The organism is Planctomyces sp. SH-PL62, from assembly GCF_001610895.1.
In the GTDB taxonomy this organism is placed as follows: Bacteria; Planctomycetota; Planctomycetia; order Isosphaerales; family Isosphaeraceae; genus Paludisphaera.
This window is the reverse complement of record NZ_CP011273.1, coordinates 4998524-5024926: the sequence shown is the minus strand read 5'-3', so window position 1 is coordinate 5024926 and position 26403 is coordinate 4998524. Positions and strand designations below refer to the sequence as shown.

At 67.5% G+C, this 26403-nt stretch carries 16 protein-coding genes and 3 rRNA genes; 12 read left to right on the top strand and 7 right to left on the bottom strand.

Translation table 11 applies throughout. The annotated features are described in order from the left end of the window. Positions 1-19: 19 nt before the first annotated feature. Complete coding sequence (locus VT85_RS19380) at positions 20-1594, bottom strand: oligosaccharide flippase family protein (RefSeq protein ID WP_082858740.1); 1575 nt, start codon at positions 1592-1594, stop codon at positions 20-22. A gap of 350 nt (positions 1595-1944) precedes the next feature. Continuing rightward, positions 1945-2190: a hypothetical protein gene (locus VT85_RS19375; protein ID WP_068419101.1), complete on the bottom strand. Its 246-nt coding sequence runs from the start codon at positions 2188-2190 to the stop codon at positions 1945-1947. Positions 2191-2544: 354 nt separating this feature from the next. Here VT85_RS19375 and VT85_RS19370 point away from each other — a divergent pair, with 354 nt between their 5' ends. Together VT85_RS19370 and VT85_RS19365 are read left to right on the top strand one after the other, a co-directional pair. Then, a complete protein-coding gene (locus VT85_RS19370; protein WP_068419097.1) occupies positions 2545-2883 on the top strand; it encodes a phosphoribosyl-ATP diphosphatase in 339 nt (112 codons plus the stop codon). A 71-nt stretch (positions 2884-2954) separates the two neighbouring features. Then, positions 2955-6824, top strand: coding sequence for a PVC-type heme-binding CxxCH protein (locus tag VT85_RS19365; protein ID WP_156512959.1), 3870 nt, complete (start codon positions 2955-2957; stop codon positions 6822-6824). A 16-nt stretch (positions 6825-6840) separates the two neighbouring features. Here VT85_RS19365 and VT85_RS19360 read toward each other — a convergent pair whose 3' ends face one another. Next, positions 6841-7980, bottom strand: coding sequence for a glycosyltransferase (locus VT85_RS19360; RefSeq protein ID WP_197490888.1), 1140 nt, complete (start codon positions 7978-7980; stop codon positions 6841-6843). 1325 nt (positions 7981-9305) lie between these two features. Between VT85_RS19360 and VT85_RS19355 the strand changes: the two genes are divergently transcribed. The 3 genes from VT85_RS19355 to rrf all read left to right on the top strand — a co-directional run bounded on the left by VT85_RS19355 (position 9306) and on the right by rrf (position 14742). Then, a 16S ribosomal RNA gene (locus VT85_RS19355) occupies positions 9306-10828 on the top strand. Positions 10829-11604: 776 nt separating this feature from the next. Next, positions 11605-14407: ribosomal RNA gene (locus VT85_RS19350) — 23S ribosomal RNA — on the top strand. A 227-nt stretch (positions 14408-14634) separates the two neighbouring features. Then, a 5S ribosomal RNA gene (gene rrf, locus VT85_RS19345) occupies positions 14635-14742 on the top strand. Together the 16S, 23S and 5S rRNA genes form the textbook arrangement of a ribosomal RNA operon. Positions 14743-14886: 144 nt before the next feature. Here the strand turns inward: rrf and VT85_RS30075 are convergent. Continuing rightward, positions 14887-15444 (bottom strand): DUF429 domain-containing protein, encoded by a 558-nt coding sequence (locus VT85_RS30075; RefSeq protein WP_409999952.1) that lies wholly within the window; start codon positions 15442-15444, stop codon positions 14887-14889. A 602-nt stretch (positions 15445-16046) separates the two neighbouring features. On the opposite strand from VT85_RS30075, the gene VT85_RS19335 reads away from it, so the two are divergent. From VT85_RS19335 to VT85_RS19305, 7 genes are all read left to right on the top strand, one after another. Then, positions 16047-17519, top strand: a complete 1473-nt coding sequence (locus VT85_RS19335) for an FAD-binding oxidoreductase (RefSeq protein ID WP_068419078.1) — start codon at positions 16047-16049, stop codon at positions 17517-17519. A 106-nt stretch (positions 17520-17625) separates the two neighbouring features. After that, on the top strand, positions 17626-18549 hold the full coding sequence (locus tag VT85_RS19330) for a hypothetical protein (protein WP_068419075.1): 924 nt from the start codon (positions 17626-17628) through the stop codon (positions 18547-18549). Beyond that, complete coding sequence (locus tag VT85_RS19325) at positions 18546-19823, top strand: FAD-binding oxidoreductase (protein ID WP_068419074.1); 1278 nt, start codon at positions 18546-18548, stop codon at positions 19821-19823. The genes VT85_RS19330 and VT85_RS19325 overlap by 4 nt, the downstream gene beginning before the upstream one ends. A 4-nt stretch (positions 19824-19827) precedes the next feature. Further along, on the top strand, positions 19828-21174 hold the full coding sequence (locus VT85_RS19320) for a (Fe-S)-binding protein (RefSeq protein ID WP_082858737.1): 1347 nt from the start codon (positions 19828-19830) through the stop codon (positions 21172-21174). 1 nt (position 21175) lies between these two features. Further along, positions 21176-22174 carry an NAD(P)H-dependent glycerol-3-phosphate dehydrogenase gene (locus VT85_RS19315; RefSeq protein WP_068419071.1) on the top strand — a complete coding sequence of 333 codons (999 nt, stop codon included), beginning with the start codon at positions 21176-21178 and terminating at the stop codon, positions 22172-22174. Beyond that, the gene (locus tag VT85_RS19310) at positions 22171-22740 is read left to right on the top strand and encodes a DUF1802 family protein (RefSeq protein ID WP_156512958.1); all 570 of its coding nucleotides are present in this window, start codon (positions 22171-22173) and stop codon (positions 22738-22740) included. The genes VT85_RS19315 and VT85_RS19310 overlap by 4 nt, the downstream gene beginning before the upstream one ends. Positions 22741-22828: 88 nt before the next feature. Next, positions 22829-23977: a rhomboid family intramembrane serine protease gene (locus VT85_RS19305; protein ID WP_068419064.1), complete on the top strand. Its 1149-nt coding sequence runs from the start codon at positions 22829-22831 to the stop codon at positions 23975-23977. Here VT85_RS19305 and VT85_RS19300 read toward each other — a convergent pair. Genes VT85_RS19300 through VT85_RS19290 form a run of 3 tightly spaced genes read right to left on the bottom strand, consistent with a single transcriptional unit; the run spans position 23958 to position 26338 of the window. Next, positions 23958-24590 (bottom strand): PHP-associated domain-containing protein, encoded by a 633-nt coding sequence (locus VT85_RS19300; RefSeq protein WP_231871533.1) that lies wholly within the window; start codon positions 24588-24590, stop codon positions 23958-23960. The genes VT85_RS19305 and VT85_RS19300 overlap by 20 nt on opposite strands. A 2-nt stretch (positions 24591-24592) precedes the next feature. Next, positions 24593-25354 (bottom strand): UDP-2,3-diacylglucosamine diphosphatase, encoded by a 762-nt coding sequence (locus VT85_RS19295; RefSeq protein ID WP_082858736.1) that lies wholly within the window; start codon positions 25352-25354, stop codon positions 24593-24595. 30 nt (positions 25355-25384) lie between these two features. Next, complete coding sequence (locus VT85_RS19290) at positions 25385-26338, bottom strand: MBL fold metallo-hydrolase (RefSeq protein WP_068419062.1); 954 nt, start codon at positions 26336-26338, stop codon at positions 25385-25387. Positions 26339-26403 lie beyond the last annotated feature (65 nt).

Genomic DNA, 26403 nt, shown 5'->3' with positions numbered 1-26403 from the left:
TGACTCGCGGGCGCGAGCGTCACATCTTGGAACCGGGCGAGACCTCGGCCCGCGCCGGCGAGGGGGCGGGCGATTCAATCGGGTGGAAGGCGGCGCGCCAGTGCCGGGTCCGATCCAGGCCCCCGGTCGCCAGCAACACCAGCAGATAGGTCGCGGCCCCGCCGAACACCGCCAGCACGACGTGCCACTGGACCAGGAAAAGGCAGACGGGGGCCATGGCCAGCGAGGCGAACAGGGGCCGCCCCAGGTGATGATGCCAGGCCGGCTGCCGCCCCTCGCGGGCCAGGCTGTGGAAGCCGGCGATCACCAGCGCCAGGGCGACGATCAGCACGGCGGCGGTCGCGCCGACGAGCCCGAACTGGGTCCGCATCAGATAGACCAGCGGGCCGATCCCGATGGCGGCCACGATCAACGAGCCGACGCCGACCGTCTCCCGATTGAGCGCGATCAGCGTCGTCTGGTAGCAGAAGGCCACGTTCAAAAGCGGGGCCCGCCAGATCCCGACCGCCAGGAGCAGCCCCGCGCCGTCGTAGTCCGACGACCCGAGCAGCCCGACCAGCGGCTCGGCCAGCAGCGTGACCCCCACCGCCAGCGGCGTCAGGGTGGTCATCAGGGCCTCGACCAGCGAGTCCAGGGCGTCGCGGCCGGCGTCCGGATGGTGCCGCCAGAGGCGGGCGAGCGTCGGGAAGGTCGCGTGCTGCACGATCATCCCGAAGGTCAGGATGATCGTCACCATGCGGTACTGGGCCCCGTACCGTCCGACGTCCCCCCAGGTGCTCAGGCTCATCATCCCCACCACCAGCACGTCGGCGGCGATGATCAACGCCTGCGAGAGCTGGATCGCGCAGACGATCTTCCCCCGCTGGACCAGGATGCTGATGAACCGGAAGCTGAAGCGGGGCCGGGGCATGCGGTACGTGCGGAGGTAACTCAGCCAGATCAGGCCGATCCCGCCCGCCTCGCCGACCGTCAGGAAGATCGGCACCCAGGTGATCCGGGAAGCGTCGCCGACGAACGCGAGGACGCCCGCCCCGTAGAAGATCGTCCGCAGGCAGAGCGAAACGGCCAGCAGGCCCATCCGCTCCGTACCCCGATAGACGAAGTCCAGCCCGATCGCCGTCGTGAACAGCATCAGGCCGTACAGCGTCAGGATCGACCAGTCCGAGCGGTCCTTGAGCGTGAACCAGCCGACCAGCGTCAAAACGGAGAAGAGCGTCACCGCCAGGAACGTCTTGAACGCCAGGACGTGATCGACGAGCGGCCGGATCAGCCGAGGATGTCGCGAGAGTTCCCGCGCCACCATCACGTCGCTGCTGTCCCGCACCAGGAGGACGAGCCAGAAGACCACGCTGAACGCGAACTCCACCCGGCCGTAACCGCTCCCCCCCAGTCGCTTCATCAGGGCGAGCGTCACGAACACCGAGCAGGCCCGGCAGAACAGCTCGGCCAGACTCAAGTAGGCGACGTTCGAAGCGATCCGCCGCCCGCGGGCGCGGGGACACGTCACCTCCGCCGGCAGCGGCGGACGCGATCGCAAAGGACGCTTCAGCGGCGTCAAGGGCCGCCTTCGCTGGCTGAGGGTCGGGCTTGCCATTCGAGAAGGAACTTCCTTGAAGGCTCGAGCACAGCTCGCTTCCTTGCGAGCCTTAGCAGCCCGCACTCAGATTGCCAGGACTTATCGGCTTTTCAGGTTTCCCCACCTTAGCTGGGTTCGCCATGCCGCCGCCCCGCGATCCGTGCTCAGGCTCGATTTTCGTCACCTTCGTCTTCTTCGCATCGCGAAGCGGGTCGAAGGGCTGCCATGACGAATCGAAAATCGGGCACTCGAGGCGCAGGTCGACGTCGAAGATTTCGCGCGGACCCGTCGCCCCAAAGCTCGCGCATCGTAGGAGTGGGCCCTCATACTGTCAATTCGGTTTCACCATCACGGCCGCCGAATCGGCGTCAGGCCGGATGCGAGGCTTCCGGCTTGTGGTGCCTCGGACGGAAACGCACGCAGTAAATGAGGCCGATGGCCGTCATGATGATCCCCCACCAGACGTCGGCGTGCAGGTGGAAAAGTGCGACTCGGGCCTCGGGCGGGGGGGGGAAGGCCAGGGCGTACAAACCGGCTCCCAGGATCAGGATCCCGTAGACCACCAGGATCCCGCCGATGAAAAGCCAGATCGGAATCTGATCTTCGTCGTGCATGCGCGCTCGCCTTTGTACTGCAGGCCGGGGCCGGTCCTTCGTCGATCGATCACACGGACCGGCTGCAAGTTTACGGCCTGGACGGTCCGCCTCCAACGGTTCGCCGGCGCATCGCCCGGTTTCTCGACGCAGTGCCGCCTCGCTGGGGCGATAGCCGGCCGCGAAACTTCATCGCGACCAGTCGGCGGCGGCTTCGATCTCGTCGTAAGTCGTTTATGGGGAATTGGAACCGGATGGAGAGACCATTGCCGAGACGCGATCGGCGATGGTATCCTTGGGGCCGCTCAGCTCCCTGACGGGCGAGGTTCGACGCGAATCCCCGGTCGGGGGCTTCAGTCTTGAGGAGGAGTCGTCATGGCGGAAGCATCGATCATGGACGCGCTGATGAAGGTGATCGCCGAGCGCAAGGCCCAGACCGAGGGGAAGCCGTCGTACGTCGCCAACCTCATGAAGGGGGGCGCGGCGGCCATCAGTGCGAAGATCATCGAGGAGGCCGCCGAGGTCGTCGAGGCCAGCGACGCGCCGGGCGACGCCGGCCGCGAGCATCTCGTGAAGGAGGTCGCCGACCTGGTCTTCCACACCGCCGTCCTGCTCGGCTTCCGCGACCTGGCCTGGGGCGACGTCGAGGCCGAGCTCGCTCGTCGATTCGGCACCAGCGGCCTGACCGAGAAGGCCTCGCGCAGCCCGAAATAATTCCCGATCGTCGCTCGAGACTCAGTGGACGCCAGTTCCTTCAACCCGTGATCCCCGAGCTGGAGAATTGCATGGTGCTGGACGAAGATCCCTTTCGGCCGGTCGTGACTCGCGCCGGCCGATCCCCCTCGACTCAGACGGCTCGCACCTTGCGGGCGTCGGCGCTTTCGCTCTGCTGGCTCCTGGTCGCGAGCGCCGGGGCCTTCGGGCAAGAGGCCGCCGCGCCCCACTGGATCTGGCGGGCCGGCGTCGGTGACGGCCGGGACGTGCCGGCCGAGACCTGCTACTTCCGCAAGTCCGTGGTCGTCAAGGAACCGTCGCGGCTGGCCCTGTTCGCCGCCGCCGACAACGCCTTCGAACTCTTCCTCGACGGCCGGAAGATCGCCGGCGGCGACGACTGGCGCACCCCCGCCAAGGTCGACCTGATCCTCGAGACCGGTTCGCACGTCCTGTCGGCCTGGGCCTCGAACGAGGGGCCGGGCCGGGCGGGCTTCCTCGTCTCCGGCGGCGTCCTTCCCCTGGGCCAGGGGGCCCCGGTCCACACCAACAAAACCTGGAAATCCGCCGCCGAGGTCCCGGCGGGCGACGGTTGGAAGCTCGCCGGATTCGACGACTCAGCCTGGCTCGCCCCCGTCGACCTCGGCGAATTCGGCGTCGAGCCCTGGGGCCGCCTGGCCTTCGGCCTGGGCGACGCCTCGGATCGCTTCCGCACGGCCGAAGGCTTCCAGGTCGAGACGGCCGGGGCCCCCCAGGTCACGGGCTCGGTCGTCGCCTTCACGTTCGACCCCGACGGGGCCCCTTGCGTGTCGGTCGAGCGTGGCCCCATAGCCCGGCTGGTCGACGACGACGGCGACGGCAAATTCGACCGCAGCGTGGTCATCGCCCCGGGCATGAGCAATTGCCAGGGCCTCCACTTCGATCGAGGCGTCCTGTTCGCGGTCGGCAAGGGTCCCGAAGCCGACGGCCTCCACCGCCTGACCGACGAGGACCATGACGGCGTCTTCGAGCGTATCGAGCTGATCCGCGGCGTCGACGGCGGCATGGGCGAGCACGGCCCGCACGCGGTGATGATCGGGCCGGACGGCCGACTCTATTACAATAGCGGCAACCACTCCCACCTCAAGCCGCCGATCGACCCCGGCAGCCCCTTGAACGTGGCCTACGAGGGCGAGCTCCTGCCGCACCTCAACGACTCCCGAGGCCACGCCGTCGGGATCATGGCGCCGGGCGGCGAGATCTACCGCAGCGACGACCTCGGCGCGACCTGGAAGCGGATCGTCGGCGGGTTTCGCAATCAGTACGACTTCGCCTTCAACAGCCACGGCGAGCTGTTCTCCTTCGACAGCGACATGGAGTGGGACGTCGGCGTCCCCTGGTATCGCCCCGTCCGCGTCAACCACAGTCCCGTCGGGGCCGAGCTGGGCTGGCGAAACGGATCGGCCGACTGGCCGGAGTATTACTTCGACAGCCTCCCGGCGACCCTGGATCTCGGCCGAGGCAGCCCGACCGGCGTAACCTTCTATCAGGCCGGCCAGTTCCCGGACGAATACCGCGACCAGTTCTTCATCTGCGACTGGTCGCAGGGGCGGATTCTCGCCGTGGCCCTGGAACGCGAAGGGGCCTCCTATCGCGGCAAGGCGAAGGAGATGGTCAGCGGCCAGCCCCTCAATTGCACCGACATCGAGGCCGGCCCCGACGGCTGCCTCTACTTCTCGACCGGCGGACGCGGCACCCAGGGAGGCCTCTTCCGGCTCAAGTCCACCCGCACTCCCCCTCCGACGAAAGCTCCGGACGACTTCGCGACCGCCGCCCTGGAAATCGACTCCCCTCTCTCCAGCTTCTCCCGCAAGAAGATCGCCGACTTGATGGCGGCGAACGCCGCGGCCTGGGGACCTCGCCTTGAAGCGATCGCTCGCGACGCGTCCGGCAGGACCCCCGCCCGGCATCGCGCGCGGGCGCTCGAAGTCCTTTCGCAGCACGGCCCGCAGCCGACCGAGGCCCTCTTGCTCGCCCTGGCCGCCGACGCCGACGCCGAGGTTCGATCCAGGGCCGTCTCGCTCCTGGGCTACCACCCCACCGACGCCTCGCGCGCCGCCCTCACCGCCGCCCTCGGCGACAAGGACCCGTTCGTCCGTCGCCACGCCTGCGAATCCCTGATGCAGCAGCCGGCCGAGACGATCCCCGCGCTCGCGCTCCTGCCGCTGCTCGCCGACCCCGACCGCTTCATCCGCTTCGCCGCGAGGACCGCCATCGAGCACGCCGGCCCCGAGCGATTCCGCGATGCGATCACGGCGGTCGACGGCCCCCGCGCCAGGATCGAGGGGATGCTCGCGCTCGTCCGCGCCAGCCGCCTCGATGAAGCGATCCAGGCCGACCTGCTCGACCGCGAACTGGTGCTCCTTCGCGAGACCCTGGACCCGGCCTTGCAGCTCGACCTGCTCCGGCTCATCCAGCTCACCTACCTCCTCGGCCCCCACAAGGCCGAGGCGCCGGCGTCGGTCGAATTCCGTCCCCGACTCCTGGCGATGCTCTCCGATAAGGTCGACACGCCGGTCAACCGCGAGGTCGCCAAGCTCCTGGCCTTCCTCGACGAGCCGAAAGCCGTCCCCGCGCTCCTGGACCACCAGGACGCCGTGGCCGACTCGGTGTCGCAAATCCACGACGCCTACTGCCTCCGGGCGATCAAGCAGGGCTGGGACGCCGAAGGCAAGCAGCGGTACTGGGCCTGGTTCGATCGCGCCAGCGCCTGGGACGGCGGCTACAGCTACCTAGGCTTCCTCGACATGATGGCCCGAGAGTGGCTCCCGGTCCTCACTGCCGAGGAGCGGGCGGAATGGCTCGCCCAGGGCGAGAAGCACCCGTTCCCCACCCGCGTCCTCGTCCGCGAACTCGACCCGGAGAAGGATCCGGTCCTCGTCGACGGCCTCGCCAAACTCTACATGCGGCTGATGCTCACGGCCGGGGAGACCAGCCCGCAGGCCGACGACCTCAAGTCGACGATCCTGGAGAAGTTGGGGCGAACTCCCGGCGAGGAGGCCCGCGTCGCGCTCCGATCGCTGCTCAAGGCCGACCCCGGCAGTCGCGACCGACTGGTACGCGCCCTGGCCGAGAGGCCGTCGAAGGTCGACCTGCCGATCTTCGCCGCCGCCCTCGACGCCAGGGACGAGAACACCCTGCGCCTCCTGCTCCGCGCCTTGCAGCGCATCGACGAGGCTCCCGAAGGCCCCGAGGCCCCCGCCGCCTTGATCCGCCTTGCCCGTCGCGCCGCCCCCCCGCTCCAACCGCCGATCCAACAGCTCGCGAATCGCTGGCTGGGAACTCCCGATAAGGCCGACGCCGACTCATTCGAAGCCGCGATCGCCTTCTGGGATCAGGCGTACAAGGCCAAACATCCGGGCGGCCCCGCCACGGTCGACGACACCGTCGCCGCGGCCAACGCTCGCGACCTCCCCGACCTCGTGCGCAACGTCCTCCAGGCCGAGGTCATGAAGAACGCCTCCCCCGAGCGCGGGACGATCGTCCTGACCAAGGTCCGCTGCCTCGACTGCCACAAGTTCGGCGAGAAAGGCCAGGGCCTCGGCCCCGACCTCTCCACCGTCAACAGCCGATTCCAGCCGGCCGACATCCTGGAATCGATCGTCTCCCCCTCGAAGGTGATCTCGGACCAGTACAAGCCGATCACCGTCGCGATCGAGGACGGTCGGATCCTCAGTGGTATGCCGATCGTGGCCGACGGCCCGAACCTCGTGCTGCTGATCTCCGACGGCTCCAAGGTCACGATCCCGAAGGACGAGATCGAGGAACAGAAACCCTCGCCGATCTCGGTCATGCCCGAAGGTCTGCTGGACCCGCTCTCCTACCAGGAGATCGCCGACCTGATCGCCTTGTTCGAGTCGGTCCCCCGCGTCGCCGCCCCTGACCAGGCCGCGGCGAAGCCGTAACCAGCCTCCTCGACCATCACCCGTCGCGCCGACGTCGTCTCCCGACGACCGGCGCGGCGAGGTGGGGACGGGGAACGCCGGCGTGACGCTCCTTCGACGTCGCTACATCGGCGAGCAGCCCCAGCAACCGCCGGCGGAAGACCGGCAGCGCGTACGTCTCCGCCCGCCTCCTCGCGAACTCCGGGTCCTGTGGCAGGCCCTCCGCCTCCCAACCGTCGAGAGCAAGCGCCAGCGCCTCGGTCGTCGGCTCGCCGTACAACAGACCGCACTCGCCCGTGACAGTCTCGGCCGCACCGCCTCGCCCCAACGCGATCACCGGCGCGCCGCAGGCCATCGCCTCGACCGGCACGATCCCGAAATCCTCCTCACCGGGAAACAGCAGCGCCCGACAGCGCCGATAATGGTCCCGGATCACCTCGTCGGACTGCCATCCCAGGAACGTCGTCGCCGGCCCCGCCGCCGCCTCCAGACGAGTTCGATCGGGACCCGCCCCGATCACCACCAGCCGACGGCCCGACCGTCGACACGCCTCGATCGCCTGATCCACCCTCTTATAAGGAACGAGCGCCGACACCACGAGGTAAAAGTCCTCGCGCGGCGTCGAGGTCGGTGCGGGATGGTAGAACTCGGCGTCGACCGGGGGAGGGACGACCGTGCTCTCGCGATCGTAGCAGCCCGCGATCCGCTCCCGGATCGTCTCCGAGATCGCGACGAAGTGGCTCACCCGCGCCGAGGTCGCCTGATCCCAGGCCTGGAGCCGATTGAGGAGCGACCCCGCCGCCGCCCGGCGGATGGGACGATTCGACCAGCTCTGGAGATAGGCTTCTCGTCCTTGCCACGCATAGCGCATCGGCGTGAAACAGTAGCAGACGTGGGGCACGCCCGCCGGGACCCGCACAGACTTCGCCACGCAATGGCTCAGGCTGATGACGAGATCCACGTCCCTCAACCGCCAGCTCGCCGCCGCGGCCGGCATGATCGGCAAAAGCTGCCGATAATATTGGAAGACCCCGGGAACCTTCTGCAACGGCGACGTCCGGATCGCCATCGACTCGATCGCCGGGCTGGTCGATCCCTTCCGATGAATCAGTGTGTACAGTGACGCCTGGGGAAACGCCCGGCAGAGAACCTCAAGACACTTCTCACCACCCCGCATCCCGGTCAGCCAGTCATGGACAAGCGCGATCCGAAGACCCGCGAGAGCCGAGGGCAGAACATCGGAAGGATGAGAGGTCGCGAGGCCGAGTGTCCCCGCATCTGACTGACGTTCTCGGATGCTGGCGTCCATGCCGGCCCCCCTTCATGTCGGGTTCGCTTGGTCAAGGCCGGACCCTACTCGATCCCCCTGAATCGGACAAGTCGACGACCCGACGGCCGACGATCGAGCGCCACGAGCCATACCCTTCCAAATGACCCCCTCTATAGGGTAAGGCGAGAAGGGCAGGGGGGCATGGATCCCCCAACCATCGTTTCGACCACAGTGTGTATGTAGGGGATGCTACGGACTTCAATCCCTCCTCGAGATCCTGGGACTGATCCCCTGGATCCCGGATCACAGACACGCCACACGCAAATCCGCCAATCGAACCCAATCCCCAGGTCAGAAATCTTAGCCCAACATACGATCAGAACATCATTTACGTCAAATGGGTTCCGTTGGCAGGCAGCCGATCGAACCCAATTCACCCGCGAACCTGGCCTTACCATAGGAGGACCAGGGAATCCTGGAATCGGACGGACGAGCGAAAGACGTTGGGTAGGTTGCCAGGCGTCACGGCAGCCGCAGGCCCGGAATAGGGACTGAAGGAAGGACTGAATCCGAGAGTTCTCCTACCGAAATCGGACCGCATCAGAAAACGTAAATCAAGACAGCCAAACATCCTGCGAGACGAAATGGGGGCGAAAATCCGGTAGCCCGTTGACCCGGTGGGGGGGATGCCTTAATATCTGCCTGTCGAGACGAACGACGCCGAGACGAAACGAACGGCCGACCGAGTCGCCAACAACGACCAGGTCGGCCGAAAACGTCGAGTCGCGGCGGGGGGAGGCTCGGAAGGCGGGGGCTTCGGGACGGCCGCAGGGCCGGGGCGAAGCGGATCGCCGCTCTTTGACAATCCGGTCGATCGTGGAACGAGCCTCGCGTCGCAGGACGCGGGGCGGAGAGAACGATGCGTAGCGAGTGCGGAACGCGGGAAGGGGCCACCAGCCCCTCGGAACGCGTACCGCGGGCGAACCCTTGAGGGGAGCCGGCGTGCGGGATCGTCCCATCGGGACGTCGGAGGCCCAGGTCCTGGACCTCGCAACGACGTCGGGGCGGCCGCAAGGACCGGTGGCGCATCCGGACTCGCGGCCAGCCGTCACGCCTTCGGGCGGGGCGGGGGGTCATGAAGGACGGATCGCCGAGCATTCCTCAGACCTCTTCGAGGATGGGGACCGGAGATCGGGAAGGCCTCCTTCGGGGGGGCGAACGGTCCGAGGACCATTGTGAAGGGTTTGATCCTGGCTCAGAATGAACGTTGGCGGCGTGGATTAGGCATGCAAGTCGCACGGGCCCCGCAAGGGGCCAGTGGCGGAAGGGTGAGTAAGGCGACGGCAACCAACCCCGAGGATGGGTATAGCCGCGGGAAACTGCGGGTAATCCCCAGCGATGCGAGGGCGTCGGCATCGACGCTTCGCCAAAGGATCCGTCCGCCTCGGGACGGGCCGTCGTGGTATTAGGTCGTTGGCGGGGTAACGGCCCACCAAGCCTTCGATGCCTACCGGGCGTGCGAGCGTGGCCCGGCACACTGGGACTGAGACACTGCCCAGACTCCTACGGGAGGCTGCAGTCGAGAATCTTCGGCAATGGGCGCAAGCCTGACCGAGCGACGCCGCGTGGAGGACGAAGGCCTTCGGGTTGTAAACTCCTGTCGAGGGGGAGAAAGGCCCTGCAAGGGGCTTGATCGATCCCTGGAGGAAGCACGGGCTAAGTTCGTGCCAGCAGCCGCGGTAAGACGAACCGTGCGAACGTTATTCGGAATCACTGGGCTTAAAGCGCGTGTAGGCGGATCGGTGCGTCGGCGCCTGAAATCCCCCGGCTCAACCGGGGAACGCGGCACGAAACGGCCGGTCTGGAGGGACGTAGGGGGGTCTGGAACTTCCGGTGGAGCGGTGAAATGCGTTGAGATCGGAAGGAACGCCCGTGGCGAAAGCGAGACCCTGGACGTCTACTGACGCTGAGACGCGAAAGCTAGGGGAGCGAACGGGATTAGATACCCCGGTAGTCCTAGCCGTAAACGATGAGCACTGGGTAGGGGGCTCGCCGATGGGCTCCCTGCCGCAGGGAAACCGTGAAGTGCTCCGCCTGGGGAGTATGGTCGCAAGGCTGAAACTCAAAGGAATTGACGGGGGCTCACACAAGCGGTGGAGCATGTGGCTTAATTCGAGGCTACGCGAAGAACCTTATCCTGGGCTTGACATGCAGGGATTAGCCGGCGGAAACGTCGGCGACGCCGCAAGGTGGAACCTGTGCAGGTGCTGCATGGCTGTCGTCAGCTCGTGCCGTGAGGTGTTGGGTTAAGTCCCGTAACGAGCGAAACCCCTGTGATCAGTTGCCAGCGCGTCATGGCGGGGACTCTGATCAGACCGCCGGCGTCAAGCCGGAGGAAGGCGGGGACGACGTCAAGTCATCATGGCCCTTATGCCCAGGGCTGCACACGTGCTACAATGGGGCGGACAAAGCGTCGCCAGGCCGCAAGGCCGCGCTAATCGCAAAAACCGTCCCTCAGTTCGGATTGCGGGCTGCAACTCGCCCGCATGAAGCTGGAATCGCTAGTAATCGCGGATCAGCATTGCCGCGGTGAATGTGTTCCTGAGCCTTGTACACACCGCCCGTCAAGCCACCAAAGCGGGGGGCATCCGAAGTCGTCGGAGCCGAAAGGCAGGCGCCGAAGATGAAACCCGTGATGGGGACTAAGTCGTAACAAGGTAACCGTAGGGGAACCTGCGGTTGGATCACCTCCTTTCTAAGGAAACTTGGAAAACCAAGCCGGGGACGCCGGATCGCGAAGGTTGCCGCCAGGCCTCCTTCGTCGGCCCCCACGGCTCGTCGGCGCCGCCTCGGACCCCGAGGAGACGCCCGTACGCCTGCTCCCCCCGAGGGTTTGAAGAACCGCATCCGCCTCTCTCCGACCACGCCGGGCCCCGCGCCCGGCCCTCCGGATCCGCCGCAAGGCGGACCGGGCCACGATCGATCGGCATACGCGTCGCCCGCCCGGCCTCCGCCGGGCGGGTCGACGTTCCGACCCTCGCCTCCTGGACGCGGGGCGGGGCCGTCTCCCCCGGGGACGGCCTCGCCCCCTGGCCAGGCGCCAGGGCCCGGGCGGCGGACGCAGGTCCGCCGGCCGCGAGCCTCTTTGACAATTCGGTGGTTGGTCGATACACGAATCCGGCCGCGGCCGGCCGCTTCGCCCCTCGGGCGGGGGGGTCGAAGGCGGGCGGATTCGACACGAGCCCCAACGCGGGTCGTGCGGTCGGCGTCCTCGGACGCGGGCGGCACGCGCCGGCGGGAAGGGCGAGTGGCATACTCCACTACAGTTTCACGCCGCCGCGACGCGAGTCGGGGCGGCTCGAAGAACACGAACCCTTTAGGATCTGGATCGGGCCTGGGGCCGACTTCCGCGTCGCGAGACGCCGGGGTCGAATCCCCTGTCCGGCTTGGCGAGGAATCGCGAAGCGAAGAATCGAGCGGCTGCCCGTCGAGAGGCCCGCGCCTTCCCAGGCGCGGGGGCCCGATCGGCGTGGTCAAGCCCTAAGGGCGCGGGGGGAATGCCTAGGCGTCGTCAGGAATTCGGGCGTGGAAGGCTGCGATAAGTCCGGGGGAGCTGCATAACGAGCGTCGATCCCGGAATGCCCGAGGAACACCCGGGGAACTGAAACATCTCAGTACCCGGAGGAAAGGAAATCAACCGAGACTCCCTCAGTAGCGGCGAGCGAACGGGGAAGAGCCCAAACCGGACGGGTCACCGTCCGGGGTCGAGGGCCCGGAATCACGAGGAACCAACGCGAACCGAAGCCGTTTGGAAAATCGCGCCGGAGCGGGTGACAGCCCCGTAGGTGCAGCGGCGGTTCCTCATCCGGTCGCCCAAGTAGGGTCGGGCACGGGAAACCCGGCCTGAATTCGCGGGGACCATCCCGCAAGGCTAAGTACTCGACGACGACCGATAGCGAACCCAGTAGGGCGACCGAACGGTGGGAAGAACCCCGACAAGGGGAGGATACTGAACCTGAAACCCCGCGCCTACAAGCGGTGGGAGGCCTCTGACGCAAGTCGGGCTGACCGCGTGCCTTTTGCATAATGATCCGGCGAGTTATCGTGTCCGGCCAGGTTAACCCCTTCAGGGGGGGAGCCGCAGCGAAAGCGAGTCTGAACAGGGCGACTCAGTCGGGCGCGATAGACGCGAAACCAGGTGAACTACCCATGGGCAGGTTGAAGCGGCCCTAACCGGCCGTGGAGGACCGAACCCACCAGTGTTGAAAAACTGGGGGAGGACCCGTGGGGAGGAGTGAAAGTCTAATCAAACCTGGAGATAGCTCGTTCTCTCCGAAATGGCTTTAGGGCCAGCCTCGGGAAGTAACGCACGGGGGTAGAGCGACGGAATCCGTTTGGGGGCCTCCCCGGCTACCCATCGGAACCCAACTCCGAATACCGTGCGTCGGACCCCGGGAGTCAGAGCGTGGGGGATAAGCTTCATGCTCGAGAGGGAAACAACCCAGACCGCCGACCAAGGCCCCTAAAGCGACGCTCAGTGGCAAAGGAAGTGGGATCGCCGTGACAGCCGGGATGTTGGCTTAGAAGCAGCCACCATTTCAAAAGTGCGTAACAGCTTACCGGTCGAGCCATCCCGCGCCGAAAATGACGGGGACTAAGCGTCGTGCCGCAGTCGCGGATTCGCAAGAATGGTAGGAGAGCGTCGACGCCAGCGTCGAAGCGGCACCGGTGAGGAGCCGTGGAGCGGCGTCGAGTGCGCATGCCGGAACGAGTAACGACAAGACGGGTGGGAAGCCCGTCCGCCGAAAGCACAAGGTTTCCTGGGGAAGGTCAATCCGCCCAGGGTCAGTCGGGTCCTAAGACGAGGCCCAAGGGCGTAGTCGATGGGCAGACGGTTAATATTCCGTCACCCGGCGGGGAGGTTGAACGAGGGAGGACGCCGGAGGATTCTCGAGTCGGGGTGGTAGACGCCCCCGTGCCGCAAGGCCGACAGCATTCGATCTGGAAGCTCGAGAGAATCCGGCCGCGAAAAGCCCCCTCGGGACGATCCGCCGGCCCGTACCGCAATCCGACACAGGTGTGCCAGGTGAGAATCCGAAGGCGTTCGGGAGAACCCTCGTGAAGGAACTCGGCAAAATGACCCCGTACCTTCGGTACAAGGGGTGCTCCCTCCGCGAGGGGGGAGCCGCAGAGAATCGGCTCTAGCGACTGTTTATCAAAAACACAGGACTCTGCCAACTCGCAAGAGGACGTATAGAGTCTGACGCCTGCTCGGTGTCGGTAGGTTGAGGAAGGCGGTCAGCGCAAGCGAAGCCGGCGACCGAAGCCCCGATAAACGGCGGCCGTAACTATGACGGTCCTAAGGTAGCGAAATTCCTTGTCGGGTAAGTTCCGACCTGCATGAATGGCGTAACGACTGGAGCGCTGTCTCCACGAGGGACCCGGTGAAACTGTAGTCGTGGTGAAGATGCCACGTACCCGCGGTTAGACGGAAAGACCCCGTGAACCTTTACTGCAGGTTGGCACTGGTCCGATGCTCGTTCTGTGTAGGATAGGTGGGAGGCTTCGACCCGGCGGCGCCAGCCGTCGGCGAGCCAACGGTGAAATACCACCCTGAATGATCGTCGGCCCTCACCGGTACGCAGCCCGTACCGGGACCGTGCTCATCGGGCAGTTTGACTGGGGCGGTCTCCTCCCAAAGAGTAACGGAGGAGCGCAATGGTGCCCTCAGCCCGGTCGGCAATCGGGCAACGCGAGCGCAAACGTAGAAGGGCGCCTGACTGCGAGACCGATGGGTCGAGCAGGGACGAAAGTCGGCGTTAGTGATCCGGCGGTGCTGGATGGAAAGGCCGTCGCTCAACAGATAAAAGGTACTCCGGGGATAACAGGCTGATCTCCCCCGAGCGTCCCTAGCGGCGGGGAGGTTTGGCACCTCGATGTCGGCTCATCGCATCCTGGGGCTGGAGAAGGTCCCAAGGGTTTGGCTGTTCGCCAATGAAAGCGGTACGCGAGCTGGGTTCAGACCGTCGTGAGACAGGTCGGTCCCTATCTGCCGTGGGCGTAGGAGACTTGAGGAGCTTCTCCCCTAGTACGAGAGGATTGGGGAGGACCGACCTCTGGTGTGCCGGCTGTCGCGCTAGCGGCACCGCCGGGTAGCCAGGTCGGGACGGGATAAGCGCTGAAAGCATCTAAGCGCGAAGCCCTCTCCGAGATGAGGTCTCCAGCGGGCATGTCCCGCACAGGCTCCTGGAAGACGACCAGGTCGATAGGCCGGAAGTGCAAGGCGGGCGACCGCCTCAGCCGACCGGTCCTAACAGCCGAGCGGCTTGACCACCCCGATCCGTCCCCTCCGCACGCGGAGCCGGGCCCGGGTCGCGGCGGCTGCAAGATCCTCCGCACGGCGAGCCTCGCCGAAGTGAAACCGGCCGACTCCCGGTCCGGACCCCGGGTCCGTGATCCTCGAGATCGGAAGCTGGAGTGGACGAACCGCTCGCCTCGTGACGTATCGACCGACCCACCGAGATCCACGCCCGGCGGGGCGAAACCCCCGCCGGCCGTTTTTCCGGCGACCATACCGTCGGGGCCACACCCGTTCCCATTCCGAACACGGCCGTTAAGCCCGACGGGCCCATGATAGTGCTCAGGCGCGAAAGTCGGTCATCGCCGGAATCCCCCAGAGACGCCCCCGCCCCCAAGGCGGGGGCGTCTTCGTTTCGAACCCCGCTGCCCCGCCTCCGAACAAGCCCGTTCCTCTGGGTCATGGGAATTCTGCGGTGCCTCTGCGGGGGGAACGTTCCCTGGGGCTTATCACCTTCAATCCGTAATCGACCGAGCGACCGCGCCAAGCGTTGACGAATGCGCGCGCCTGCGTCTTCTTCGCTTCCAGACGGCGTGAACGCCACGACCTGTAGGATTGGGGACGTATTCGAGAGTGAGGATCTGAGTGTCAGGGATGCTCATGAGACCTTCGTCGGGCTTACCGACCGTCCGGGTGAGTTTCATCCGGTGGAGTTGGGCGGTAAGGGCGCAGACGACTGCGTCGAGTCGGTGCTCCGAGGCGTTGGGGCGTCGCAAACCCGGCACGAGAGGGCGGAGCGCTCGATGGATTTCCAGTCGACCCTCCCTGGTCCGCTTGCCTCGGCATGGGAGGCCAAGAATCTTGAGCGTCGCGAACGGATAGACTTCCAGAGGATGTAGCCCCTGCTCCTTGAGCGATGCAGCGATCCGCACGCCTCGGCGGGCGAGGACCTTGATAAGCGCCGTGGCCAATGTCGGCACTCCCATCCGGGCCAACTCTCGCTCGAGTTGCCGACTTCTCGTGCCTGGATCCTGCCGACACGGGCAATCGTCGTCCAGGCAACATCGCCCCATGGGCCGGGTGAGGGGGGCATTGATCGCGATCGTCCCGCGCCGGCCCGCGAGCCCAGCCAGCCGGACGATCTCCTCATCAGTACTGACCGAGGTCAGCAGCTCGAGTCGGCAGTCGCGGAGCACCGCCACTCCAGTTTCCCGGTGCTCGACTCCGGCCAAGTCGATGCCGACGCAGGCGGGTGCCTTCCCCGTCTCCATCCCCCCGATTTTGCAGCCCGATCTCTTCGCCATGTCGGAATTGTTCGAGACCCCGACCCGGCGGGCAAGAGGCCGAACTGGAGCGAGACAGCCTCGTCGCCGGGACTCGGGCTTTGCCGTCAGGTTTGGTTCCGAAGCATGCCGCCGACGACTAATCGCTCGGCGTCGGCGATCTGGAAAGGGCCCACCTCTAGGGTAGAGGGGCTGGTAGAACTCGTTGCTCAGGCGTTGAACACGTCGGGATCTGGACTCTGATCCATCGCCTATCGTCGTGTCTCGAGTGGCGCGGCTCGTGGATCAGCTTCGTGGCGGGCCGGGCGGCGGGGGGGTAGAATGAAGCTGTTCGGCTTAGAGCCATCCGTCTGTCAGCCCTCGTCCGATTTCCTCGGCAGGAACCGCAATCCATGACCGCGACCGCCGTTCCGACGTCGGCGTCCTCGACTTCCGCCCGTCTCGTCGCCGAGTTGAAGGCGGCGATTGGGGAGGAGAACGTCCTCTTTCGTCATGACGAGCTTGTCGTCTATGAATGCGACGGCTATCTGATCGAGAAGGCCGTGCCCGACGTCGTGGTCTTCCCAGGCTGTACGGAGGATGTGGTCGCGATCGTCAAGATCTGCAATCGCCACGGCGTCCCGTTCGTGCCCCGAGGCGCCGGGACGAGCCTGGCTGGCGGGACGCTCCCTATTGGGGGCGGGGTGATGATCGGGCTCACGAAGATGAAGCGCATCCAGGAGGTCAACCTCCGGGACCGCTACGCGATCGTCGAGGCGGGCGTCGTGAACGTCTGGCTGACGCGCGCCCTCGTCGGCTCGGGGCTCCATTTCGCCCCGGATCCGTCGAGCCAGACGGCGTGCACGATCGGCGGGAACGTCGCCACCAACGCGGGGGGGCCGCATACGCTTAAATATGGCGTGACGGTGAACCATGTGCGGGGGCTCGAACTGGTGACGCCCGAGGGCGAAGTCGTCCAGATTGGCGGCGTCGTCGAGGATCAGCCGGGCTACGACCTGACCGGCCTGATCGTCGGCAGCGAAGGGACGTTCGGGATCGTCACGAAAGTGATCGTGAATCTGACGCGAGACCCCGAGGCGGGCCGGACGCTGCTCGCGGTCTTCGACACGGTGGAGGATTCCGTCGAGGCCGTGAGCGGGATCGTGGCCGCCGGGATCGTCCCAGCCGCCCTGGAGATGATCGACAACCTGATGATCCGGGCCGTGGAGGCCGCGTTCAAGTTCGGCTTTCCCGTCGACGCCGGGGCCGTCCTCATCATCGAGGTCGACGGCCTGGACGCCGCGCTCGACCACGAGGCCCAGGCCATCTCCGAGATCGTCCAGGCGCATCGCGGGAAGGTTGAGAAGTCGATCAGCTGGCTGACCCGCGAGGAGCCCGAATACAAGGCGATCTGGAAGAGCCGCAAGATGGCCTTCGGAGCCATCGGTCGCGTCAGCCCCACCTTCTGCACCCAGGACGGCGTCGTCCCCCGCACGGCGCTCCCCCATATCTTGCGGTTCATGGAGGGGGTCTCGGAGCGTCAGCAGGTGCGAATCGCCAACGTCTTCCACGCCGGCGACGGCAACCTCCACCCCATCATCCTCTTCGACGAGCGCGACCCGGACCAGGTCCGTCGGGCCCTCCAGGCCAGCGTCGAGATCCTCGACGAGTGCATCCGGCTGGGAGGGAGCGTCACCGGCGAGCACGGCATAGGCGTCGAGAAGCTCGCGATGATGCCCAAGCTCTTCAGCGAGGACGATCTCGCGGCGATGACCGCCGTGCACGACGCGCTCAACCCCGAAGACCGTTGCAGCCCCGGCAAGAAGCTGCCGATCGGGGGGCACTGCCTCGAGCGGACCAAACCCGGACGGCACGCTTCGGCCTGACGGCGACCTATCGTTCGACCTCGGACGCGGTTTATGATAAGGCTGATCGAACCAGGGGAGTCGGTCCCTTCACTCGGCGCGGCGATGGATGGGCCGCCGGAAAGGCATGGCGAACGTGGGGGAGCGGAATCGATTCTCGCGGTGGCGTCGGCTGCCTCCGGTCTTCCGCTCGGGCGAGCATAAACTCCCGGGCTACGAGGACGAGACCCAGCGGTTGACGCTCTACCTGCCGGGCAGTCTGCTTGATCTGGCTCAATTGCTCGCCGATCTCGACGGGCACTCGTCCATCCAGGATTACTGTGCGGTGGTGCTGGCCCGGTCCCTTGAAGAAGAACGCGTGCGACGGAAGGTCGCCCGGGTCGAGGCCCAACGTGGGAGCCCCTTGAAGGGGCTCGACGAGATCGCCGAGGACGCCGGATACCTCAGCGAGTGGCAGGCTCGTCGCGACGCGACACGGCCCCACGTCCCCGAGCCCCCACCGTCCGAGGTGACCGTCCCGCTCCTGTTCCTCACCCAGCCGGAGGAGGCGGCCGAGACGGACGGACGCAACGCCCCGGCCCTGGACGCGCCCGTCACGGTGCGCCTCCAGACCGGGCCTCGACCCGACCCGGTGGTCGGCGAGCCGGCCGATGCCGCGAATTACGTTCCCGAGGACCTCGACGGGCTCCCCATGGATATCGTCTGGAAACACGTCGGACCCGAAGGGGGCGATCCTCGCGGGTTCCTTCCCCTCCTGAGACGAGGCGAATCGGTCCCGGCCGCGACCGTCGCGGAGTTGTTGGAGGCCCTCAGGCGGTTGGAGAAGGAGAACCGAGGCGCGGCGGCGCTCGCCCGACGGCTCGCGTACGCGCTGCATCGCCTGGCCCTCGAATCCCAGGTGCTGTTGACCGAGGCCTGGCCCGGCGCGTTTGACGAGCCGACCGTCGAGGCCATCCGCGCGGTGCAGGAGATGGTCGAGCGAACTCTCTCAGGCGAGGTCGTCCGGGACGACGCCGGCCCGGAGAGCCAGGCTCCAGGGAGCGAATCGTGAAGCGTGAAGCAGACGCCCTCGGCTGGCCCGAAACGTCCGGAGCCGGCCCCCTCGGCGATGGTCGCTTCGCCACGGCGGTCCACCGCCCATCGACGGTCGACGAACTGTGTGACGCCGTCCGCGCGGAGGTCGAGAACTCCGGGGCGGTCTATCCTCAAGGGGGGGCGTCGGCGCTCGACTACGGTCGGCCTCCCGGTCGCCCCGGCGCGGCGGTCGACGTCTCGTCGCTGAACCGCATCGTCGACTACCCCCACGCCGATATGACCATCACCGTGCAGGCCGGCATGTCGGTCGCGGCGTTGCAGGGAATCCTGGCCGAGCAGAACCAGCGGCTGCTGATCGACGTCCCTCGGCCCGACCGCGCGACGCTCGGCGGCGCGCTTGCGACGGGCGTCTGTGGGCCTCGCCGACTTGGCCTGGGGCGGCCCCGCGACTCGATCATCGGCGTCTCGTTCGTCACCTCGAACGCCGTCGAGGTGAAGGGGGGAGGGCGGGTCGTCAAGAACGTCGCCGGTTATGACTTCCCGAAGCTGCTGACCGGCTCGATGGGGACTCTCGGAATCATCACCCAGGCCACCTTGAAGGTCCGCCCGCTCCCCGGAGCTTCGGCCTTGATCTGGCTGAGGGCCGACGGGCCCGAACGACTGGACGAGTGGCTCGTCGGGTTCGGTGCGTCGGCCTTGCGACCGGTGGCCGTCGAGTTCCTGAACCCGACCGCGGCCCGGATCATCGCCGGGGCGGCGGGCCTGGCGGGGGATTCGTGGACGCTGGTCGTCGGGATCGAGGACGACGTGAATTCCGTCGCCTGGCAGGTCGACCGATTCAGGACCGAGATCGGGCGGAGCGACTTCGACGTACTCCGCGACGAGGCGACCGCACCCCTCTGGAAAGCGCTGACCGAGTTCCAGGTCGAGACGCCCGGAGCGTTCGCCTGCTCGGCGAGCCTGCGGCCGTCCCGAGTCGCGGCGTTCCTGGCGGATTTGCCCCCGGAACGCTGGGCCTTGCAGGCTCACGCCGGCGTCGGCGTCGTCCGGATGCAGGCGATCGGGGAATGGAGCGAGGACGAAGCGGCGGCGGCGGTCGCCGCGAAGCGGGCGCAGGCGGTTGGCGACGGCGGCAACCTGATCGTGACCCGCTGCCCGACCTCGTGGAAAGCTCGGCTCCGCGTCTGGGGCGAGCCCCGCGCGGACTGGGCCCTGGGGCGGGCGGTCAAGGCGGCCCTCGATCCCCGAAACGTGATGAATCCCGGCCGGTTCGTGGGCGAGGACGAGTAGGACCATGAGAACGATCGACCAGCCCACGCACGCCCCGGCCGCCGTCGTCGAGCCCGTCGCGAATCCCGGCGTCGACCTGGCCTGGCTCGCCGAGCGGATCGACTACTCGCTGTTCCAGCAGTGCATCCACTGCGGCCTCTGCACGGCGAGTTGCCCGACCTATGTGGAGACGTCGGACGAGAACGACAGCCCGCGCGGGCGCATTTACCTGATGCGCTCGGTCACCGACGGCCGACTGGCGATGAGTCCCGAGGTCCGCCGCCACCTCGACCTTTGCCTCGACTGCCGCGCCTGCGAAACCGCCTGCCCGTCGGGCGTCCAGTACGGCAAGCTGATCGAACCGTACAAGATCGCCATGCTCCAGGACGCTCCGACCGGCGCCGGCCTCAGCCCGCTTCAAAGAGTGATCCTGCATCACCTCTTCCCGTATGCGAATCGCGTCCGGGCGGCGTTGTTGCCGGTGCGTCTGCTCCAGAAGGTCGGGCTGATGAGGCTGATCGGACGGAGCGGCCTCACGAAGCTGCTCCCGCCGACGCTCCGGAACATGGAGGCGATGGTACCCGAACTCCAGGCACCGTCGCGACTCCCCGAGGTCCTGCCGGCCATCGGCCCGAAGCGGGCGCGCGTGGGGCTGTTCCTGGGCTGCGTGACCGACGCGATGACCCCCCAGACGACGGCCGCCACCGCCCGCGTGCTCCAGCGCAACGGCTGCGAGGTCGTCGTCCCTCGCGGCCAGGCCTGCTGCGGCGCCATCCACTACCACTCCGGCGCCGAGGCCCCCGCGCTCGAACTGGCCCGACGGAACCTGGAGGCGTTCGACGTCGACGAGCTGGACGCGATCGTCATCAACGCGGCCGGCTGCGGCGCCATGTTCAAGGGGTATGAACACATCATGCCGCCTGAGGAGCACGAGCGGACGAGTCGCTTCGTGGCCAAGATCAAGGACGTGTCGGAGTTCCTGATGTCCCTGGGGCCGATCGCGCCCACGCATCCGGTGGATGCGACGGTGACCTACCACGACGCCTGCCACCTCTGCCACGCCCAGCAGATCCGCAACCAGCCCCGGCAGCTGCTGGGGATGATCCCCGGGCTGAAACTCGTCCCGCTCGCGGAGAGCGAACTCTGCTGCGGGGCGGCGGGGACCTACAACCTGACCGAGCCCGAGATGTCCGCTCGCCTGGGACGCCGCAAGATGGACAACATCGAGGCCGCCGGGGCCGCGATCGTCGCCAGCGGGAACATCGGCTGCACCCTCCAGATCGCCCGCCAGATCCGCGAGCGCGGCAGCGCCGTCGAGGTCGTCCATCCCGTCGACCTGCTCGATCGCGCGTACGGCGGCGGGGAGGTCTGACATGGATCGCGTGGCAGTCCTGGGCGGCGGTGGGATGGGGACGGCGATGGCCATGGTCCTCGCCCGTTCGGCCGGCGACGTCCGGCTCTGGGTCCGCGAGCCCGACCGCGCCGTCGCGATGGCCGAGACGAGGCGGAACGCGCGGCACCTCCCCGAAGTCTCGATCCCGGAGCCGATCCGGATCCTCGGCGATCCGCACGAGGCGCTCGATCGCGCCGAGCTGATCGTCGCGGCGATCCCGACGTCGTACCTGCGGGACGGCCTCGCGAAATTGGTTCCGGCCGTCCCGACGGGCGTGCCGGTGGTCAGCGTGGTGAAGGGGGTCGAGTTCGGCACGTTCGCCCTCCCTTCGCGGATCCTCGTCGAGACCCTCGGGCCTCGCGAGACGGCCATCCTCACCGGACCCAGCCACGCCGAGGAACTGGCGCGAGGGCTGCCGGCCTCGCTGGTCGTCGCCGGCTCGTCGTCGACGCTCTGTGAGGCCGTCCAGCACGACTTCTCCCATGAAACGTTCCGCATCTACCGGAATTCCGATGCGATCGGGGCGGAGGTCGCCGGGGCTCTCAAGAACATCCTGGGCATCGCCGCCGGGGTCTGCGACGGGCTGGAGGTCGGCGACAACGCCAAGGCCGCGCTCCTCACCCGGGGGCTGGTCGAGATCGCCCGGATGGGCGTCCGCCTGGGGGGACGAATCGAGACGTTCTACGGCCTGGCCGGCGTCGGCGACGTCGTCACCACCTGCTACAGCCCGTTCGGGAGGAACCGCGAGGTCGGCCTGCGCATCGGCCGCGGCGAGGCGTTGCAGGCCATCCTCGACGCCATGCCGAACGTCTCCGAGGGGGTGCCGACGATTCGAAGCGTCCACGCACTGGCCCTGCGGATGGGCGTCGACATGCCCATCACGCACGAGCTCCACCAGGTCCTGTTCGAGGGCAAGCCGCCGCGGGCGGCCGTCTTCGACCTGATGACGCGCACGCCGAAGGACGAATCCGAGCTATGAGCGAGCTTCCCCCGGAGTGCGACGTCGGGTTCAAGGAATGGAGCGGCGTCTGCGACGCCCTCGCCTCGGGCGAGCAGACGCTCATCCTCCGCAAGGGGGGGATCGCCGAGGACGGCGGCGGCTTCACGCCCGAACACCGGGCGTTCTGGCTCTACCCGACCCGTCTTCACGAGTCGCAGCAGGGCCTTCGGATCGAGTCGACCCCATCGGGGGCGGCGTCGCCGGACGCGGCGACGGTGCCGATCCGGTCCCTCGCGATGGTCGAGGCGATCCATCATCTCGATCGCGAGGATCGGCTCGACGCCCTGGAGCCGTTCCACGTCTGGACGGCCGAGACGGTTCATAAGCGATTCCATTACCGTCGCCCCGGCCTCTGGGTGCTGAGCGTCCGCGTCTGGACGAAGCCCGCGCCCGCCGTGGTGGTCGTGACGCCCGAGCAACTCGGCTGCAAGACCTGGGTTCCGCTCGAGCCGCCCCTGCCCACGCTCGGCCTCGCGCCCGTCCTGGACGCCGAGCGATGGGCGGCCCGCCGCGAGCATCTGCGCAAGGCGATGGAGTCGCTCTAGTCCGGCCGTCGATTCGCGTGCCTCGAGTGGTCACCCATCCCAGGAGACGCGACCGCGTCGTCTCCCTCGATCCTCCGACGAGCCCGGCATGACCCCCCGCCTCCTCCTCCGCGAACTCCGAGACTATCCGGCGACGGTGTTATTCTGCGCGAGCTGGCTCGTCGTGTTCGTCGCGATGGTCGCCCTCCAGGTTCAGGGCGACGCGGGCCTGACCTCCTGGCGGGTCCTGCTCACGGGGATAGGCGACGGCCGCCGATTCGGCGACCTGACGCTGCAAGACCTGGCGAACGGCGAATACTGGCGATTGATCACTTGTAACTTCGTGCATTACAGCGTGATCCACATCGGCCTCAATCTATTCGCCTTCTACCTGCTCGGCAGCCTGCTGGAATCGTGGTACGGGCCCTGGACGTTGATCGCGATCTATGGGACGACGGGGGTCGGCGGGAACCTGTTTTCCGCTCTGGCGCGTCGGGCGATCGGGGCGAATCCGCTGATCCATTCCGGCGGCGGGTCGGTCGTGATCATGGGGCTCATCGGCCTGTGCGCGACGGCCGGCTGGGCCTCGCGGTCGACCCGCGATCGCGAGCTGACCTGGCAGATGCTCAAGGCGCTGGCGATCACCGGGGCGCTGGGGCTCGCCTTCCCGCGCTACATCGACAACTGGGGCCACGCCGGCGGGGCGATCGCCGGGCTGCCGATTGGGCTGGCTCACTCCCGGCTGCTCGCCGGCCGGGGCCGTCCCCGGACGTGGGGGGTGGGGATGGCCTGGGGCCTGGTCCTCCTGGCGGGGGGCGTCGCGCAGGCCTTCTCCGATCGCACTGAACGGGACGCCCGCGCGGTGGTCGCCGCGCGCCGGGATCTCGACGCTCACCTGACGACTTCCCGCGTGGTCCTGGCCGCACGTCAATGGGCCTACCGCGGGGGCGACTCGCGGGGGCTCGAGGCCTTGCTCCGGTCGCAGGCGGCGATCCTGGACCGGGAGCCGACGCGTGCCGCCTACCGCAGACTCCTGCCGCTGGCGGCCGAATTCTCGCGACGCAAGCCGACGGAGCCGGAACTGCTGGCGTTCCGTCGAGAGCTCGAAGCCGTCCGCGATCCCGTGCGCGCCACGACGCAGGCTCGCCTCGAGACCTACTGGGAGCGACGCCGCAGAGGGGGCCGTCCCGCCTCGGCCCCGGCCCGCGTCCCCGTCGCTCGCGCCTCCACATCGTCGATCACACGGGCCCCGAGGTGAGCCTCGCGTCTTGATGGTGGCGAGGGCGGACGCGTCCGCTCCGGAGTGCGGCGACGAAATCGGCCAGGGAGTCGACGGGGGCGTCGAACTCGCTGAAATAGCAACCGAGCGTCTCGACGTGGTGGGCGTCGCTGGATCCGGTGCGGGCCATCGGCGAGGACGCCAGGAGGGCCTCGGCCTGGGCTCTCGTCTCGGCGGTGACGTTGTTGCTGACGAATTCGACGCCGTGGAAGGCGGGGCCGAATCGGGCGACGATGCGATCGAACGGCTGGAACCAGCGGAAGGGATGCGCGGCGACGATCGCCGCCCCCCGGCGCTCGACGACCTCGAGGAGGTCGCCGACCGCGATCCCCGGGGGGGCTTCGCTCAGGTCGGGGAGGCCGTAGACGAGGAAATGGCCCTCGCGCGCCGAGACCTCGACGCCCGAGAAGACCTTGAGCCCTCCCGCGCGGCTCGACAGCTCGGCCAACTCGTCGGGGGCCCACTGGTAATCGTGCTCGGTGATGACCACGCCGTCGAGCCCGATCTCGCGGGCGCGTTCGAGCATGTCGAGAGGGTCCATTTCGCTGTCGGGCGAGTGGCGGGACGTATGCAGGTGATGGTCGAATTTCATGATCAAGATACGGAGTTCGTCTCGCTAGGGTTCAGGTCCCGGCCCGTGCGGGCCTGGGCGTCGTCATCCGGGTCGCGTTCCTCGATGTGGAAGCTCGCCCCGGAGGGGTCGATCTTGAGGAAGCTCGATCGATTCTGCCAACCCCCGAGGACGATCATCCGGGGCCGTCCCGGTTGGTCGACCGGCCGGTGGACGTGGCCGAAGACGGCGAGGTCCACCGCGTCTTCGAGACCGTCGGCGTAGTCCCGATAGAGCGTCAGGTGACGCAGTTCGTCCGCTTCCAGTCCGCGACGGTTCTTCGATTCGAGGATCCTGTCGAGGACCCCGGCCGCGGGACCGGGGAGCATCCCGAAGCCCCGGAAGAACTCGCGAGACTCCAGGGCGGCCTTCCATTTCCGACGCGCGCCCAAAAGGTGGCCGTGGACGATATGGAGCCGCAGGCCATGGCTCTCGACCTCGACCGGCTCGGTCAGGATCGCGGCCCCCAGGCGGTCCTGATAGAAGGGGACGAGCCAGGCGTCATGGTTGCCGGGGAGGATCGAAAGGTCGCCCCCCTTCGCCCGGAATACGGCCAGCGCCTCCAGGGCGGGATCTCGGGCGAGCTCGCCGGACGACAGCCGGGAGCCCATCCAGAAGTCGCAGAGATCGCCGGCGATCAGGAGTCGGTCGCCCGATTCGAGCCGGTCGAGGAACCGAAGGAGGCGGCGCCCGCGCTCGGGGCGGTCTTCACGCAGGTGGACGTCGCTGAGGAAGTAGTCGCTCACGGACTCTCTCCGGCCGTCGAACGGCGACGGTCACGAATTCTCCAGGTACAGGCCAGGGAGGAAGCCGCACGCTTCGGACGGACGCCATCGCGACTTGCTGGGCCGCGAAGGCCGGTCGCCGGCGGCGTGCGGCTTCCAGTCGAACGCCGACCGCGCCGGGCCGAAGCTCAGGTCGGGATGCGCGGGCGCCTGCCGGGCCGCGTGGATCAGCACCTGCCGGCCGCTCTCCCGGACCGCGTCGCCGGCCTCGCGAAGCGCCAGTTCCGGACGGTTGCACTGGTCGCTGAGATGCAGGAGCACCAGGTGGCTGACGCGATCGCCGCGAGAGCGTGAGAGGACCGAGGAGACCAGGTCGGCCCCCTGGCGGTTGGAAAGGTGCCCGTGGTCTCCCAGGTTTCGCGCGATCAGGGCCGGGTGTCGGCCGGAGGTCCGCTGCAACGTCTCGTCGTGGTTGAATTCGATCCCCAGCACGTCGACGTCGACGAGGGCTTCCGCCGTGGCGTCGCACCAGGTGCCGGTGTCGGTCAGGTAGCCGACCGAGACGCCCCGACGCTTCCTTCCCGCTCCCGCCTCCATGCGGAACCCGAAGGCCGGTCCGCCGTCGTGCCAGGCCGGGATCGGCTCGATCCGGAAACCGCTGGGAGCCAGGAAAGGTCGCTCGTCATAGATCCGGACCAAGCCGAGGGCTTCCAGGGTCGTAAAACCCGCGTCCCTTCCCAGGTTCCGATGGTGCCCTTCGTGGCAATAAAGGGGGATCCCCCGCCTTGCCATCCCCCGGAACACCCCGGTGTCCACGTGGTCGCCGTGGGTGTGGGTGAGGACGACGGCCGCCAGGTGCGACCAGTCCGAGCCGACGCTCGCCAGTCGCTCGGTCAGGGAGCGGACGCCGAGGCCGGCGTCGATCAGGATCCCCGCGCCCTGCTGCCGGAACAACGCGGAGTTGCCCTTCGAGCCGCTGCCGAGGACGGCGAACTGGAAGGTCATGAGGGCTCCATCTCACTCCGTATCCGGAGAACCCGGGCAATCGATCCTGGCGGAAGACAAGTGTA

What these genes read in the sequence shown, in the direction of transcription:
- VT85_RS19380 (WP_082858740.1), bottom strand. Translation starts at nt 1,594, where the DNA reads ATGGCAAGCCCGACCCTCAGCCAGCGAAGGCGGCCCTTGACGCCGCTG.
- VT85_RS19375 (WP_068419101.1), bottom strand. Translation starts at nt 2,190, where the DNA reads ATGCACGACGAAGATCAGATTCCGATCTGGCTTTTCATCGGCGGGATC.
- VT85_RS19370 (WP_068419097.1), top strand. Translation starts at nt 2,545, where the DNA reads ATGGCGGAAGCATCGATCATGGACGCGCTGATGAAGGTGATCGCCGAG.
- VT85_RS19365 (WP_156512959.1), top strand. Translation starts at nt 2,955, where the DNA reads ATGGTGCTGGACGAAGATCCCTTTCGGCCGGTCGTGACTCGCGCCGGC.
- VT85_RS19360 (WP_197490888.1), bottom strand. Translation starts at nt 7,980, where the DNA reads ATGCGGGGTGGTGAGAAGTGTCTTGAGGTTCTCTGCCGGGCGTTTCCC.
- VT85_RS30075 (WP_409999952.1), bottom strand. Translation starts at nt 15,444, where the DNA reads ATGGGGCGATGTTGCCTGGACGACGATTGCCCGTGTCGGCAGGATCCA.
- VT85_RS19335 (WP_068419078.1), top strand. Translation starts at nt 16,047, where the DNA reads ATGACCGCGACCGCCGTTCCGACGTCGGCGTCCTCGACTTCCGCCCGT.
- VT85_RS19330 (WP_068419075.1), top strand. Translation starts at nt 17,626, where the DNA reads ATGGCGAACGTGGGGGAGCGGAATCGATTCTCGCGGTGGCGTCGGCTG.
- VT85_RS19320 (WP_082858737.1), top strand. Translation starts at nt 19,828, where the DNA reads ATGAGAACGATCGACCAGCCCACGCACGCCCCGGCCGCCGTCGTCGAG.
- VT85_RS19315 (WP_068419071.1), top strand. Translation starts at nt 21,176, where the DNA reads ATGGATCGCGTGGCAGTCCTGGGCGGCGGTGGGATGGGGACGGCGATG.
- VT85_RS19310 (WP_156512958.1), top strand. Translation starts at nt 22,171, where the DNA reads ATGAGCGAGCTTCCCCCGGAGTGCGACGTCGGGTTCAAGGAATGGAGC.
- VT85_RS19305 (WP_068419064.1), top strand. Translation starts at nt 22,829, where the DNA reads ATGACCCCCCGCCTCCTCCTCCGCGAACTCCGAGACTATCCGGCGACG.
- VT85_RS19300 (WP_231871533.1), bottom strand. Translation starts at nt 24,590, where the DNA reads ATGAAATTCGACCATCACCTGCATACGTCCCGCCACTCGCCCGACAGC.
- VT85_RS19290 (WP_068419062.1), bottom strand. Translation starts at nt 26,338, where the DNA reads ATGACCTTCCAGTTCGCCGTCCTCGGCAGCGGCTCGAAGGGCAACTCC.